The sequence below is a fragment of the Anaerovorax odorimutans genome, assembly GCF_024459955.1.
GTDB lineage: Bacteria > Bacillota > Clostridia > Peptostreptococcales > Anaerovoracaceae > Hominibacterium > Hominibacterium odorimutans_A.
The window spans coordinates 81056-96077 of sequence record NZ_JANFXK010000009.1 but is presented as its reverse complement, the minus strand read 5'-3'; the positions used below and the strand labels follow the sequence as shown (position 1 = coordinate 96077).

Genomic DNA, 15022 nt, shown 5'->3' with positions numbered 1-15022 from the left:
TTATGAGAGAAGAAAAATTTGACATTACAGGTATGACCTGTTCAGCCTGTTCGGCCAGAGTGGAAAAAGCCACGGCCAAGCTGGACGGCATGGGCAGTGTCAGCGTCAACCTTTTGACCAACAGCATGAAGGTCAGCTACGATGAAGAAAAGCTTTCTATGGATGATATCGTGGAAGCCGTGGAAAAGGCGGGCTACGGAGCCAGCGCCGCGCAGCTTTCCGATGAAAGACAGCAGACGGAGGCAAAAGGCCAGCACAAAAACGCTGCTTTAGAAGAAGTCCGCAATATGAAAAAGAGACTGATCGTATCGATTGTCTTTCTGGTTCCTCTGATGTATCTGTCCATGGGGCATATGATGCAGATGGATTTTGGAATGCCGGTACCTTCCTTTATGGAAAAGGTTTTTTACGGTGATGAAAATGCCGTGAGCATGGTATTCGGGCAGTTCCTGCTGCTGCTTCCCATCTTATATGCCAATCGAAAATATTTTATCGTCGGCTTTAAGAGTTTGTTTCACGGCGGACCAAACATGGATACCCTCATCGCCATCGGCTCGGCGGCAGCTACGATTTACGGCTGCTTTGCTCTGTTCCGCATCGGTTTTGGGCTGGGCCACGGCGATATGCACCTGGTACACCAGTACAGCATGGATATCTACTTCGAATCCGCAGGGACAATACTGACCCTCATCACCCTGGGAAAATTCCTGGAAACAAAATCCAAGGGCAAGACCAGCGAGGCTATAGAAAAGCTGATGGATCTTTCACCCAAGACGGCCATTGTCGAGCGGGATGGAGAGGAGACTGTCATTCCGGTAGAACAGGTAATGAGCGGCGATATCCTCATCATCAAACCGGGCGCTGCGATACCGGTAGATGGTATCATTACGGAGGGAAGCTCCAGTGTGGATGAATCGGTCATCACAGGTGAGAGTATCCCGGTGGAAAAAAGTGTCGGCGATAAAGCAGTTTCCGCGACCATAAATAAAAGCGGTTTTTTCAAAATGCGCGCTTCCAAGGTGGGCGAAGATACCACCATTAACCAAATCATTCGCCTTGTAGATGAGGCCAGCTCCAGCAAAGCGCCCATCGCAAAGCTGGCTGATAAAATTGCCGGTGTTTTCGTACCGGTAGTTATCGGCATCGCGGTGTTGGCGGCCATCGTCTGGCTGATCGCAGGAGCGACTTTCGAATTCGCGCTGTCCACAGGTATCGCGGTGCTGGTAATTTCCTGCCCCTGTGCTCTTGGTCTGGCTACACCGGTGGCGATCATGGTGGGGACCGGTAAAGGTGCGGAAAACGGAATTCTCATTAAATCCGGCGAAGCTTTGGAAATTGCCCATCGGGTGGATACGGTAGTCATGGACAAAACGGGAACCATCACCGAGGGAAACCCAAAAGTGACCGATATTGCGGCCTTTTCAGGATCGGAGGACGAGCTTCTCCAACTGGCGGCTTCTCTGGAAAAGTCCAGCGAACATCCGCTGGCAGAGGCTATCCTGCGGCAGGCGGAAGAAAATGGCGTTTCACTGCTGCCCACCGAAGAATTTGAAGCGATCCACGGGAAAGGGATTAAGGCTGTTATCGGCGGAACGGTATTTTACGCAGGCAATGACAAGCTGATTAAGAGTCAGATAGCCAGCTATGACGAACGGATTCAGGAAACAGCCGCACAGCTTTCCGATCAGGGGAAAACCCCGTTGATCTTTGCGGATGAAAAAAAGGTAATCGGAATCATAGCTGTCTCCGATATGGAAAAGGCCACCAGCCGCAGGGCCATTGAACTGTTCAGGCAGATGAAGATCAATGTGGTTATGCTGACCGGCGATAACGAGCGGGTGGCAAGGGCGATTCAGAAGCGTTTGGATATTCCGCAGATCATTGCCGGGGTACTGCCCGATGATAAGGAAAAACACATTAAATCTCTGCAGGACCAGGGGCACACGGTTGCGATGATCGGCGACGGCATCAACGATGCTCCGGCTCTGGCCCGGGCTGATGTGGGCATTGCCATCGGCGCCGGTACAGAGGTTGCCATTGAAAGCGCTGATGCGGTATTGATTAAAAACGATCTGCTGGACGCAGTAACGGCGATCAAGCTGAGTAAATCTGTAATCCGCAACATCAAGCAGAATCTGTTCTGGGCTTTCTTCTACAACTGCATCGGCATACCGCTGGCAGCAGGCGTATTCTATAATGCCCTGGGCTGGCAGCTGAGCCCGATGTTCGGCGCCGCAGCCATGAGTTTGTCCAGCATCTGCGTAGTCAGCAATGCGCTGCGGCTGAAATTTTTTAAACCGGAGCATGGAGGCTTGGACCCGGGCGGTAGGACTCATGATGACAATGACGATACGGATGCTCCGGAAAATCTGGCGGAAAACGCCGGATCAGAGGCGAAAACAATTGAAAAAGATAATGGAAAGGAAATGGAAAAAATGGCAAAGTATGAAGCGGAATTAAAAATTGAAGGTATGATGTGTGAACACTGCAAAGCTCACGTGACTAAGGCGCTGGAGGCTTTGGAAGGCGCAGAGGTGTCCGTGGATCTTGACGGTGGCAAAGCTACGGTAAAATCAGAGGCTGAGATTGAAGACGCAGTATTTGAAACTGCGATTCAGGACGCCGGATATGAGCTGAAAGGAATCGAGAGAAAATAAAGGACGGGTACAGCCCGCAGGAGTCGGCAGCAGGAAGGCGTATCAGGCCCATTTCCGGCTGCTGGCTTTTTTTATAACGTAGGAAATATCGCCTTTGGCGATGTTGACGAAGTTTCAAAGAACGTGCATTGCAAAGCGTCGCCCCTTGCGGGCGACATGTGTGCATAGGAATCTTTGATTCCGTCATGCACACGTTTTTTACATATCACATTAATTTTTCTGCACCAGCCCCAATTCTTATGATAAACTATTCCAATAAGTTAAATTGACCGAAAGAATGGTATGACAAAAAGTCAGAGGCGGAAAAATGAATGGCATAGTATTGTTGATCCCTTTTTTAATAATCAGGTTCGGCCTGCTGTCCTTTGTAAACAAGGAGGCAGTACAGCGGGCGGCCCGCTTTGCGCCAGTGCAGGGAAGCGAAAGAATTGCTTACTGGATCTATCAAATTTCAAATATAGCAATCTTTATATACTTGTTTTTTCTAAAAGTTAACATAGAGCTTTGCTGGCAGTTTTATACTGGGCTGGTCTGTTATTTGCTCGGCTTATTCATATGTTCGATTTCAATAATGAATTTTTCCTCACCCTCTGAAGCCGGGCTGAATACGAACGGGATTTACCGTTTTTCACGTAATCCTATGTATGTATCCTATTTTGTCTGCTTTGTAGGAATGGCTTTGCTTACCCAATCGCTGATACTGCTGAGCATTGTTGTTGTATTCCAGATATCCTCTCATTGGATCATCCTTTCAGAAGAAAGATGGTGCATTGAAAGGTTTGGCACATCGTATGGACAGTATATGAAAAAAGTAAGACGTTATATATAAGTGCTTGGAGAAAGGTGTAAACTATGGAATCTAATTTTTTACTGTATGCATATTTTGGTATTAATGGAGACGAAGAAAAAGATGAGATAATAAAGAAAGCCGGTGCAAGGGCGTATCTTGATATGTGCAGAACGATTGACTTTGGTATGTCCACTGAGGAAAAGTTATCCAATAAATGTAGGGAAAATTTGAGAAACGAAGTCAAGGAGATTCTGGTTAAGGCGTACTATTCTTTAAAGAATAGTGTACGGGCTTCTGATGAAAGTACACAGGAAAAATTTGATGAAGAACACAGAGAAACCTGTGATAAAATCAGTAGCGTTTATAGAAAAATCGGTGGGCTGACATTCGGGCAGGCACAAAAGTGGCTGAATATGACGCTGAAATATCTGGTCGTGATTCAAACTTATATATGCAAGGTAGATGTCAATGATATGATACCATATCTGCATGTACCGGTTGATAAATATATAATGGAGGCAGCGGGAGCCAAGAAGAAAGGTTTGTCCTGCGGCTTGGGACTCAAATGCGTGCCTCGAAAGCATGAAAAGAGTGATACATATAAGATGGGTTGGTACAGCGAAAATGGATCTCAGCCTTGGAGTCGTTGGCAATACTGCGAATATATTGAGTTTCAGCAAGCGGTCAGACATACTATTTCCGAAAAGAAAATAGCCCTCAACCCAATCGATTGGGAAAGTAAGGCGTGGATGGAAGTTGCAAATCTAAAAGCATAATTTTACTATAATATATTAGGTCCATTCCATCGCTTTATAAGTCACAATAGTGCCAAAAGGTTCGATCTTAGGTAATTAAGGCTATTGGGGATCAGAAGATGATCCCCAATATTCCGTTGAGCAGAAGGCAGAGAATGATCCCCACAAGCGTCGGCAGAAGAAAGGCCGCTCCGGTCCATTTCCAGCTGCCGGTTTCCTTTTTTATGGTCAGGCAGGTTGTGCCGCAGGGAAAATGGAACAGGCACAGCAGCATGGTGGAGAGCGCGGTCTGCCAGGTCCAGCCGTTTTCAATCAAAATCTGATGGAGCTGGGCCAGACTGTCATAGTCCATCAGACTGCCCTGGGCCATATAGGTCATGAGAATGATGGGAATGACGATTTCGTTGGCGGGGAAGCCTAAAATGAAAGCCATCACAATTACGCCGTCAATGCCCAGCAGCCGTCCGAAGGGATCGCAGAAATCGGTGCAGTGGGTGAGAATGCTGACCCCGCCCACATCCACATTGGCCAGTACCCAGATCAGCAGTCCGGCCGGCGCAGCGACGACAATGGCGCGGCCCAGCACAAAGATGGTCCGGTCCAATATGGAACGTACGATAACGCTGCCGATCTTTGGCCTGCGGTAAGGGGGCAGCTCTAAAATGAAAGACGACGGCATTCCCTTAAGTACAGTTTTGGACAGCAGCTTCGACATCAGCAATGTCATGGTGACCCCAAGGACGATGACCACTGTCAGAATCAGGCATGCTCCCAGGCCGCTGCCAAAAGAAAGGGATGCGACAAAGAACATCGTAATAACCGCTATGAGAGTGGGAAATCTCCCATTGCAAGGAACAAAGCTGTTAGTGAGAATAGCGATCAGGCGCTCCCTGGGCGATTCGATGATTCGGCAGCCGATGACGCCGCAGGCGTTGCACCCGAAGCCCATGCACATGGTTGGGTAACTACTGTATATAAGGCTATAAACTAGGAAAACTGCAAAGGTGGACAACCCGTATATGCGATATTCAGTTGTTCATAGACCGGGGATAAATGAAAGAATCCCGATGATGAAAGTGTGCTATAGTAACTCATGAATGGAATTAGATGCTAAGGAGAATTTTTATGGACATACAATCAAAGTTCGAAAAAATAGTCGCCTGGTGGCGATCAGCTGATTTAGGAGCCGAGGAAGATATCGTTGAGAAGCTATATAATTTTAGAATTCTATTTGCGTATAATTCTAACAAGATTGAGAACAGCTCAGCAACTTATCATGATACCCGGGAAATCTTTGAAAATGGAAAAGTCATAAATTACACCGGCGATTTAAGAACCCTTTACGAAATCCAAAACCAAAAGAATGCCTTTGAGTTTTTATTATCGCATATAGTAAAGAAGAATCTTCTGTCGTCAGAACTTGTTCTGCAGATACACAAGAAGTTGATGGCCGGATGTTATGATGAACGCCGTTATGCAAAAGGCGAACGGCCGGGAACCTATAAGCTGGGGGATTATAGTATTGGCGATGATATAGGTTCTTTTCCGGAAGACGTAGAGGGAGATATTGAGGAGCTTTTGTTGGAAGTAAACAGCATAGAGACAGATGATCCGGAACGGCTCTTAAAAGCTGCCGCATACTTTCATCTGAATTTTGAAAGTATCCATCCTTTCGCTGACGGTAACGGCCGTGTTGGCCGAACGCTTATGAATTATTATTTAATGATAAATAATTTACCACCAACCATTTTTTATGAAGAAGACAAGAACACTTACTATATGGGATTGGCCGTGTTCGATAAAACGACGGAAATTGAAGGATTTGTACAATTCTTAAAGGAAGAAACGGTTAAGACCTGGGAGGGAAGGGTGTTGAAAAGAAAAAAATAAATGAACTGTGTTGAAAAAGGAATAGATAGTATAAAAGCCTTGTACGGAGACATGTGTAACGTGTTTCTGTAGAAGGCTTTTTATGTGTTTGTAATTCAAAACACGTTTGAGTTGCACTTTCGATCAAAGATAAATGGCCATTAGTATGTATTCTGGAATTTTTAATCCAAGTAGAATATATATGTGACCAATCGAAGGTGTTTCAGTATTTTCTTTCTTACAGCAACGCTGTATCCAATGGTAAATATAAAAGAAACGAGGAGAATTGTTATATGAAGGCAGTATTAAAAACAAAAGATGGCAAAGCGGGATGGGAGTATAAGGATGTTCCAAGGCCGGAGCCCAAAATGGATGAAGTGGAAATAGAGGTAAAGGCTATTGGCATATGCGGCAGTGAAATTCATTTATACCATGATAATCATTTCTATACTCCACCTGTAATTGTTGGACATGAATTCAGCGGCATCGTATCGAGGATTGGCTCTAATGTTACGGATTATAAAGTAGGAGATCGGGTAGTTGCCCAGATGGACAAGGGGGCATGCGGTAAGTGTGAGTTTTGCAGAAAGGGAATGACAAATTTTTGCGTACGAGGCAAGGCGGTTGGTTATGATATCGACGGTGGATGGGCTGAATACTATTGTACGCCTGAAAAATATCTGCTGAAACTTCCTGAAAACATTTCTTATGAAGTTGGAACCATGGCAGAGCCGAGTAATGTTGTGTGTCAGGCATTATACGTGAGGAACACATTAAAGCCCGGTGATGTGGTATTTGTTCAGGGCGGCGGGACAATTGGAATGCTATGCGCAATCTATGCAAAGGCCATGGGAGCTTCGAAAATAATCTTAAGTGAAACAAACGAAGGAGAAATTGCCAGACTACCGATAGCAAGAAAGCTCAAGTCAGTAGATAGAACAGTTAATATCGAAAAAGAAAACTTAAATCAGGTAATTATGGAGGAAACCGATTTCCGAGGCGCTGACTTAATTATTGAATGTTCCGGGTCGGAAAAGGGAATCGCGGCTATGTTTGATTGCCTGAAAAAAACAGGACGAGTCGTAGTGTTAGGAGAAACGGCTGCTAAGTCTGTTAGTCTTGATTGGAATAATATTCTGGTTAAGAAGTCATGCGATATCACATTTTCATTCGGTGAAATTTATGAGGCCTGGGATATTGCTCTTAGACTGATGAGCCTGCCGCAGGTGGAAGAAGATTTAAATCGGATGATTTCACATAGGCTGCCATTGGCTGACTTTGGAAAGGGCTTTGACCTTTTGGAGAAAAAGGAAGGGCTGAAAGTAATTCTTGAGCCTTAGAATAAGAAATTTTGAATGAAATGAATCTATTATTAAAGGAGAGAAAAATGAGCAAGAAGATGACAGGACAGGAGTATTTGGCGAATGTTCTCAGGGAGAATCAAGTTTCACATTTGTTTTACCAGGAATACGCACTGAACCGTTTAATCAACAATTTGGAAGAGGATTATGGCGTCAAACCCATTTTAGGCCATTCAGAACTGGCAGTAGGCTATATGGCTGATGGTTACGCACGGGTTTCCGGAAAACCGGGAGTTTGTTTTTCTCAGTCGATTGGCGCATGTAATCTAGCTGCGTCAATTCATGATGCCTGGCTTGGGAACTCACCGGTTATCGCAATGACCGGATGCAAGGAATCAAGTCTGCAGGTTAGAAATGCCTATCAGGAATCAAACCATACGGCACATTTCAGCGGAGTTACCAAGTTTAATGTACCACTCCTTGAAGATGGCGAATTCCCCCGGCTTATTCGCCAATGTTTCAGAGAAGTAACCACGGGCAATCCAAGGCCGGCGCATATTGAACTTTCAGGCGTGGGCGGTGACAAATGGGAAGCGGCTGAAATGAATTACGATTTTGCTGTTGATGAGAAATATACAAATTATCCCGCACACAGAACATTGGCCTGTGAAGAAGATGTTAAAAAGGCTGCGGCAATGATTGATGGAGCAGAAAAACCAGTGATTGTCGCGGGACGGGGAGTGTTCTATTCCGATCATAAAAATATTTTAACGCAGCTGGCTGAAAAAGGTGATATTCCTGTGGTCACGACTCCTGATGGGAAAACTGCGATGGATGAAAATCACAAACTCTGGGCAGGTATTGTAGGCGGCTATGGAATGGTATGCGCCAACCTGACCGTGTCGAAGGCTGACCTAGTGATTTATATCGGCTCACAAGTATCCGATCAGACTACAATGAACTTCACAATTCCAAAAGACGGAACGGATATCATCCAGATTGATATAGAGGGATCGCAAATTGGTAAAAATTACACAAATACTTATGGTTTAGTCGGTGACGCGATGTCAGTAATGGAACAACTGTTAGAAGCCATTCATGAAAAGAAAAGAGAAGCCTGGACAGCAGAAACAAGAGTTTTGGTTAATGAAGTGGCTGTAAAACAGACAGAATCAGAAAAATTAAACCTTGACGGCTGTAATACGGCAAGACTGTGCAGAGAGCTGTCAAAGATCATGCCTGATGATGCGATACTCGTTTCCGATACAGGTTGGTCGGCAGTATGGACAGCAGGTTCTGTTCCCATGAAACAAACTCAAAAATACATACGGGCAGCAGGTTCTCTGGGATGGTCAGTACCCGCTTCAATTGGCGCGAAGTGCGCAGAACCAGAAAGGCCTGTATTTTGTTTCTGCGGTGACGGCGCATATTTCTACCACCTTCAGGAAATTGATACGGCCGTCAAATACGGGATTAACACAATTACTATTCTTAACAACAACTCACTTTACGCTCAATGTGTTGACTGTGTTCCGGAATTCTTCGATCCTGAAACAGAACCGGAAAAGATCGAAAAAGAAAAACAGATGGATACGCTGGGCCCGGTTAACTTTACTAAAATCGCGAAAGAATTCGGCGCGATGGCAATCAGAGTTGAGAAAGATGAAGATATTGCTCCGGCGTTAAAAAAGGCAATGCAAGCTGACAGACCGGTTGTAATTGAAGTCGTTACTGATTGGAAGGCCAGGCCGTTAGACCCGGTATCTGAGATTTAACGCGAGTTTCTGATATCATAATTTCACGGAACGATGTAAATACATGCCCATAATTTTCCGGTTGACTGTATACGATTTGTATATAGTACAATAGAATTACCGAAAAAAGGCAAGGAGTGGATAGAATTATGATCAAACAATTCGATTTATCTTACATCAGGGTTATTAATCAGATGATTGCCAATTTGTATAATGATGAACTGTCGCTGCATAGCAGAATCGTAAACTTTCTCAACAGCCTTATGAGTATCATATACTTTGACAGGGCCACGATATTGTTTTATTCGCAAGATGAGGACGGAGAGTATTACAAACATTCATCAATTTCGTTGAATTGGGATGAGCTGCATGATGTTGTACAGACCTATGATGAGATTTACTGTAAGGTTGATGATACGCTGGCAATATTTGATCAGAAGACGCCGATTATATTTAAGTCCAGCACTTTCTTTAATCAGGAAGAGCGAAAGAATAACGCATATTGGACCGAGTACTTAATACCGAATAATTGCATTTATTCTCTTGAGGGAAATTTGAGCCTGAAAAATAAAAAGAATATCAGGGGCGCCTTTAATTTGTACAGAGGAAGAGAAAAAAACGACTTTACAAATGAGGAAGTTGCAATCATGGAGCTATTCCAGATACATCTTTCCAACGTATTGAAGTACTACGGAGAAACGGATGATAAATCGAGTGTTCTGTTTATGCTTGAAAATTACAAATGTGTGGGTATTGCCACATTGGATGAAAATTGCCAGGTTGTCCGAAATAATGCCACCTACAACGAAATTATGGAAACTCCGGAAGTGAGGAAAAAAATATCAGGAAAGGCAGTTTCCCTGTGCATGAGCCTGATGCCGGGCAATAATCCGGAAAATCGGGATTCAGTGGAATTTAAATTTGAGGATATACCATATTTTATGGAGGTCACAAAGATTGATGCTGTCAATACGAATGACAGTATAAAATATGTGTGCCTGGTATACAATTTGTCACACTTCATTCAACAGACACTAAATCAGGCCAGAGAAAAGTACAGGCTCAGCCTAAAAGAATTTGCCGTATTAAAAGCAGTATTAAACGGTAAAAGCAATGAAGAAATATCCGAGGAACAATTTATTTCCCTGTCATCGGTCAAGAAGTATTTGGCGTCTATGTATGGAAAAATGGGCATTAAAAATCAAAAGCAGATATTTGAAAAACTGAAATTACAGTAATGACAGAGAGGTTAACCGACAAGTAGGTAAGATTAAAAAGATAAGACCTTTAGGCTCTGAAAAAGTACCCTTAAGGGCATTGTCCATAAACAACTCAGTTAGTAGAATTAATGTATAAAAATCAGATTTTTCAGATTTTTATCACAACGCGCAATTTTTATGAATAAGCAAGGAGGGAATCAACAATGAAGAAAAGGAATAAGATCATTTCAGCAGTATTGATGTTAGCCCTGGTAGTTACTATGGCATTGTCAGGATGTGGAGACAAGGAGGCTGTCACTGAATACACCGCCGAAAATCCGCTGACGATCAAGATCAGTCATCCGGATTCAGAATCAAATGTGCATCAGACATCCTTTGAAGAATTTAAAGAGTACGTTGAAAAAGAGTCAAATGGCGCAATTAAAGTTGAAATTTATGCAAACGGTGTTTTAGGCGGTGACCAGGAAGTCATGCAGATGGTTGCTACCAACGAAGTGCAGATTGCGGAATGTGGGACAAGCGTATTTGCCACACTTAATGACAGATATTCTATTCTGGACTTCCCGTTTTTATTCTCGTCCTATGAGGATATGGATGAGGCTGTTCGCGGGGATTTAGGCAAGCAATATAATGAATGGCTGCAGGAGGACGGTTATTATTGCCTGGGGCTGATGTGGGATGGATACAAGACCATTTCAAACAATAAGCGGCCGATTAAGACGCTGGCGGATATGAAGGGGCTCAAGATAAGAATTACAGATGCAGAACTTTATAAAGAGACAGAAAATGCTCTCGGAGCAAATCCTACACCAATGGCGTGGGGCGACATATACACAGGTCTGCAGCAGGGAACGGTAGACGGCATGGACGTGCCGGCATTATCAACCTACTCAAATGGATGGCACGAGGCTCTCAAATACTGGTCAACAGTAAATATTAGCGGATCTAATTGTGCGATATATACAAGTACAGCATTCCTGGAAGGGCTTTCTGAGGATTTCCAGACGCTTATTAAGGAAGCGGGTGTTAAATATCTGCAGAATGGCGACAGAGACAGAGCGAGAGCGGCTGAACTCGATTCGATTGAAAAGATGAAGAAAGCAGGAGTTCAGGTTGACGATGTTACCAATATCGAGGAATTCAAAAACGCAGTAAAGCCTGTGTACGACACATTTAGAGAAAAATTAGGCGATGAGACTATGGATATGGTGGAAGGCTACAGAAAGTAATCAAAATTTATTGAAGGGTTTAATGCTATGAAAACATTAAAAAAGCTGAAGCTGGGTTACGATAAATTTGAGGAAGGCGTGGTTATTGGATTTCTATGTATTACAACACTGCTTATTTTCTATCAAGTGGTGATGCGATATGTATTTAACAATTCCCCCGCATGGAGCGAAGAAATTGCACGATTTATGTTTGTATGGGAGTCATGGCTGGGGGTCAGCCTGACTCAAAAATACGGCAAGCACATTAAGATCGAAATGTTAACCGGTAAACTTCATGGCAGGAAGCTCGCCTGCGTCAACATTGCCGGAGATGTTGTAACCATTATCATATGTATCATACTTGTAAAATATGGTTTCGAAATAACAAACGTGATATTTAATATGAATCAGACGTCATCAGGGGCGCATATTCCTTTAGGCCTTGTATATCTGGCATGCCCTCTTTCGTGTGGATTGATGGGATTACGATTGTTAGGTGACATAAAAACGCAGCTTAATAATTTGAAGCATAAACCGGAAGAGGAGGCGGTGTAATATGGACATTTTACTGTTGTTTGCAGTATTGGTGCTTTGTGTAACAATAGGCGTGCCAATTGGGTTTGCAATCGCAGGAGCGACATTCCTTGTAACTGTTGCTTTCACTTCAATGGATTTGACTACAATGGCAGCATACTGCACATCAGGTATAAATTCATTTCCAATAATGGCTGTGCCGTTCTTCCTCTTGGCCGGATCGATCATGGGTACTGGCGGTATTGCCAGAAGAATCGTGGATGTATCCATGTGTCTTGTAGGTCATATTGCCGGAGGGCTGGGGGCCGTTGTGACGGTTGCTTCAATGTTTTTCGCAGCATTATCAGGTGCGGGTATGGCTACTGTAGCAGCTATGGGAGGCATGCTGATCCCTGAAATGGCCAAGAAAGGTTATGATAAGGGGTATTCGGCGGCCCTGGCCGCATGCGCCGGCACCATGGGACCTATCATTCCCCCGAGTATGCTGTTTGTGATATACGGTGTCTGCACCCAGACATCAATAAGCGATTTATTTATTGCGGGGATTGTTCCCGGCGTTCTGATGGGTCTGGGTCTTCTGATTACCAATACAGTAATATGTAAGAAGAACAATATTCCAAAACAGGAAAAGTGTTCTATGAGACAAACGGGTAGAGCGATATGGGAGGCCAAATGGGCGCTCCTTGCGCCTGTAATCATTCTCGGCGGTATCTACTCCGGTATTTTTACACCGACAGAGTCAGCAGCAGTCGCCTGTGTATACTGTGCGGTTATAAGCCTGTTCGTGTATAGAGAGACTTCATTTAAGGAGATGTACACGGCTTTGGCTGATACGGCAGTAGTAAATGGCATGACATCGTTTCTGCTGGGAACATGTACAGCTTTCGCCGGATATCTTTCCCTGGAGCAGGTGCCTCAAAAGTTGCTGGATGTAATGATGGGCATCACAGATAATAAGCTGCTGTTCATGTTAATGATAAACATTATCCTGCTGGTGATTGGTATGTTTCTGGACGCTGTCCCTGCCATATTGATTATGGCTCCGATCCTTTTACCGGTAGTGACAGGTTTTGGAATCGATTCGGTGCATTTTGGTATCATAGTATGTATTAACCTGGCAATTGGTCTGGTAACACCTCCATATGGCTGCAATCTTTTCGTAGCGTCTGCGGTGGCGGAACTGCCAATAGAAAGGGTCACCAAACATATGGTTCCGCTGCTGTGCACGCTAATAACGGTACTGATCGTCGTAACTTATATACCGCAGATTACACTATTTCTGCTATGATGTTAAAGAATAAAACGATCCTCGTTACGGGCGGGAGCTCAGGAATCGGGAGGGCGACTGTCAGAATGTTAGCCCAGAAAGGGTACCGGGTGTATTTTACCTATCGGAATGACAAAAGCGCAGAACAGACCAGTACACTGGTTATGAAAGATGGAGTGGTAAGCTTTCCTGTAAAATGCGATATTGCGGACATAGATGCAAGCACAAAGATGATAGATAAAATTTTCCGGGAGACCGGGGAAATATACGGGTTGGTCAATTGTGCGGGCATTTCAAATACGAAAGCAATAGAGGAAATTGATGAGAAGGAATGGAATGAAATGCTCGACACCAACTTGAAAGGTACTTTTTTTCTGATGCAGGCGGCATATGGCTATATGAAAAGACAGAACAATGGACGGATTGTAACGCTGACCTCTATTGCCGGGCAAAGAGGGGGATTTTTCTCCGGCGCGCATTACTGCGCTTCTAAAGCCGGTCTGGAAGCAATTATGAAATGCTTCGCATTATGCGGTGCGCAGTATGGGGTCCATTCAAACGCTGTTTCACCAGGAGTGGTGGATACTCCCATGACGAGAAAAGAAGGCGTAACAACAGAAGGGATACCATTAAAAAGAGCGGCTGTCCCCGAAGAAGTGGCAAGCGTCATCACATTTCTGTTATCGGCTGATGCAGAATATATTAATGGAACAACAATAGATGTTAACGGCGGTCAGCTGATGAGGTGAATCTTTTCATTTTGAACAGATTCCCTTGCGCTGGAACAAAGCTAAAGAGCAGGTGGATATAAACAGATAAGAATATATTAAAAAGGAAGATATGAAATGCTATTAAGATTACCCAAAATTAAGGAAGGATACACGACTGTTACAGATATGAACGGTACAGGCGCCGATATGCTGATGGATATAGGAATTCAAAAAATACTCGCGGGTAAAACCGTTGAATTCTCAGACAGCGAAAAAGAGACTGCCTTTTTATTGCTGGAGGGTGCGGCAACCTTTCAGTGGGAGGGCAAAAAAATTCTCGCAGAACGAAAATCGCTTTTAGATGAGGGACCCTCGGTGCTGCATGTATCAAAGAATACCAAGGTGAAGATTTCAGCTGGCTCAGATGTCGAACTGCTGATTCAGAAAACTGACAATGAAAAAGAATTTGCGTCAAAATTTTATACTCCGGATGATTGCGTAAACGGTATTTTTGGAGATGGTGTGTGGGATAACACAGCAAGAAGAACGGTTCGGACGGTTTTTGACTTATCCAATGCGCCTTATTCCAATATGGTGATGGGAGAAATCATAAATTATCCGGGAAAATGGTCGAGCTACATACCTCACGGGCACGATCAGCCAGAAGTTTATTACTATAGATTTGAAAGGGAAGAAGGCTTTGGGGCAGCGTTTATAGGCGAGGAAACCTTTAAAATCGTAGATAACAGCGCCCTTTGTATTCCGGGAGGCCCGACACACCCACAGGCCGCCGCACCGGGATATCCTATGTGGTATTGCTGGATGATAAGGCATCTGGACGGAAATCCGTGGGATAAACGTGTCAGTGATCCGAGATATGAATGGCTGCTGGAGGATGATGTGAAAATTTGGTCCCCAAAATGAACGCAAGAAAAGATATCGCTGGAAAACGATAAG

At 44.2% G+C, this 15022-nt stretch carries 13 protein-coding genes; 12 read left to right on the top strand and 1 reads right to left on the bottom strand.

Annotated features, from left to right (window positions below; translation table 11 throughout):
- The first annotated feature begins 2 nt into the window (after positions 1-2).
- The 3 genes from NE619_RS09435 to NE619_RS09425 all read left to right on the top strand — a co-directional run bounded on the left by NE619_RS09435 (position 3) and on the right by NE619_RS09425 (position 4223).
- Entirely contained in the window at positions 3-2657 is a 2655-nt protein-coding gene (locus tag NE619_RS09435; RefSeq protein WP_256132165.1) for a heavy metal translocating P-type ATPase, read from the top strand.
- 307 nt (positions 2658-2964) lie between these two features.
- On the top strand, positions 2965-3486 hold the full coding sequence (locus NE619_RS09430; RefSeq protein WP_256132164.1) for a methyltransferase family protein: 522 nt from the start codon (positions 2965-2967) through the stop codon (positions 3484-3486).
- Positions 3487-3509: 23 nt separating this feature from the next.
- Entirely contained in the window at positions 3510-4223 is a 714-nt protein-coding gene (locus NE619_RS09425; RefSeq protein WP_256132163.1) for a hypothetical protein, read from the top strand.
- A gap of 91 nt (positions 4224-4314) precedes the next feature.
- On the opposite strand, the gene NE619_RS09420 is transcribed toward NE619_RS09425, so the two are convergent.
- Positions 4315-5157, bottom strand: a complete 843-nt coding sequence (locus tag NE619_RS09420) for a nucleoside recognition domain-containing protein (protein WP_330640699.1) — start codon at positions 5155-5157, stop codon at positions 4315-4317.
- Positions 5158-5327: 170 nt separating this feature from the next.
- On the opposite strand from NE619_RS09420, the gene NE619_RS09415 reads away from it, so the two are divergent.
- From NE619_RS09415 to NE619_RS09375, 9 genes are all read left to right on the top strand, one after another.
- Positions 5328-6092: a Fic family protein gene (locus tag NE619_RS09415; RefSeq protein WP_256132162.1), complete on the top strand. Its 765-nt coding sequence runs from the start codon at positions 5328-5330 to the stop codon at positions 6090-6092.
- A gap of 272 nt (positions 6093-6364) precedes the next feature.
- Positions 6365-7411, top strand: a complete 1047-nt coding sequence (locus tag NE619_RS09410; protein WP_256132161.1) for a zinc-dependent alcohol dehydrogenase — start codon at positions 6365-6367, stop codon at positions 7409-7411.
- Positions 7412-7458: 47 nt separating this feature from the next.
- Entirely contained in the window at positions 7459-9147 is a 1689-nt protein-coding gene (locus NE619_RS09405) for a thiamine pyrophosphate-binding protein (RefSeq protein ID WP_256132160.1), read from the top strand.
- 128 nt (positions 9148-9275) lie between these two features.
- Positions 9276-10364 (top strand): helix-turn-helix transcriptional regulator, encoded by a 1089-nt coding sequence (locus tag NE619_RS09400; RefSeq protein WP_256132158.1) that lies wholly within the window; start codon positions 9276-9278, stop codon positions 10362-10364.
- 185 nt (positions 10365-10549) lie between these two features.
- Positions 10550-11575, top strand: a complete 1026-nt coding sequence (locus tag NE619_RS09395) for a TRAP transporter substrate-binding protein (protein ID WP_256132157.1) — start codon at positions 10550-10552, stop codon at positions 11573-11575.
- Between the two features lie 27 nt (positions 11576-11602).
- On the top strand, positions 11603-12109 hold the full coding sequence (locus NE619_RS09390) for a TRAP transporter small permease (RefSeq protein WP_256132156.1): 507 nt from the start codon (positions 11603-11605) through the stop codon (positions 12107-12109).
- A 1-nt stretch (position 12110) separates the two neighbouring features.
- A complete protein-coding gene (locus NE619_RS09385; RefSeq protein ID WP_256132155.1) occupies positions 12111-13376 on the top strand; it encodes a TRAP transporter large permease in 1266 nt (421 codons plus the stop codon).
- On the top strand, positions 13373-14104 hold the full coding sequence (locus NE619_RS09380) for an SDR family NAD(P)-dependent oxidoreductase (protein WP_330640695.1): 732 nt from the start codon (positions 13373-13375) through the stop codon (positions 14102-14104). The genes NE619_RS09385 and NE619_RS09380 overlap by 4 nt, the downstream gene beginning before the upstream one ends.
- A 96-nt stretch (positions 14105-14200) precedes the next feature.
- Positions 14201-14989 carry a 5-deoxy-glucuronate isomerase gene (locus NE619_RS09375; protein ID WP_256132154.1) on the top strand — a complete coding sequence of 263 codons (789 nt, stop codon included), beginning with the start codon at positions 14201-14203 and terminating at the stop codon, positions 14987-14989.
- Positions 14990-15022: the final 33 nt, after the last annotated feature.

Coding starts and splice junctions, on each gene's coding strand:
- NE619_RS09375 (WP_256132154.1), top strand. CDS start 14,201: ATGCTATTAAGATTACCCAAAATTAAGGAAGGATACACGACTGTTACA.
- NE619_RS09395 (WP_256132157.1), top strand. CDS start 10,550: ATGAAGAAAAGGAATAAGATCATTTCAGCAGTATTGATGTTAGCCCTG.
- NE619_RS09415 (WP_256132162.1), top strand. CDS start 5,328: ATGGACATACAATCAAAGTTCGAAAAAATAGTCGCCTGGTGGCGATCA.
- NE619_RS09380 (WP_330640695.1), top strand. CDS start 13,373: ATGATGTTAAAGAATAAAACGATCCTCGTTACGGGCGGGAGCTCAGGA.
- NE619_RS09400 (WP_256132158.1), top strand. CDS start 9,276: ATGATCAAACAATTCGATTTATCTTACATCAGGGTTATTAATCAGATG.
- NE619_RS09385 (WP_256132155.1), top strand. CDS start 12,111: ATGGACATTTTACTGTTGTTTGCAGTATTGGTGCTTTGTGTAACAATA.
- NE619_RS09425 (WP_256132163.1), top strand. CDS start 3,510: ATGGAATCTAATTTTTTACTGTATGCATATTTTGGTATTAATGGAGAC.
- NE619_RS09435 (WP_256132165.1), top strand. CDS start 3: ATGAGAGAAGAAAAATTTGACATTACAGGTATGACCTGTTCAGCCTGT.
- NE619_RS09405 (WP_256132160.1), top strand. CDS start 7,459: ATGAGCAAGAAGATGACAGGACAGGAGTATTTGGCGAATGTTCTCAGG.
- NE619_RS09390 (WP_256132156.1), top strand. CDS start 11,603: ATGAAAACATTAAAAAAGCTGAAGCTGGGTTACGATAAATTTGAGGAA.
- NE619_RS09420 (WP_330640699.1), bottom strand. CDS start 5,157: ATGTGCATGGGCTTCGGGTGCAACGCCTGCGGCGTCATCGGCTGCCGA.
- NE619_RS09410 (WP_256132161.1), top strand. CDS start 6,365: ATGAAGGCAGTATTAAAAACAAAAGATGGCAAAGCGGGATGGGAGTAT.
- NE619_RS09430 (WP_256132164.1), top strand. CDS start 2,965: ATGAATGGCATAGTATTGTTGATCCCTTTTTTAATAATCAGGTTCGGC.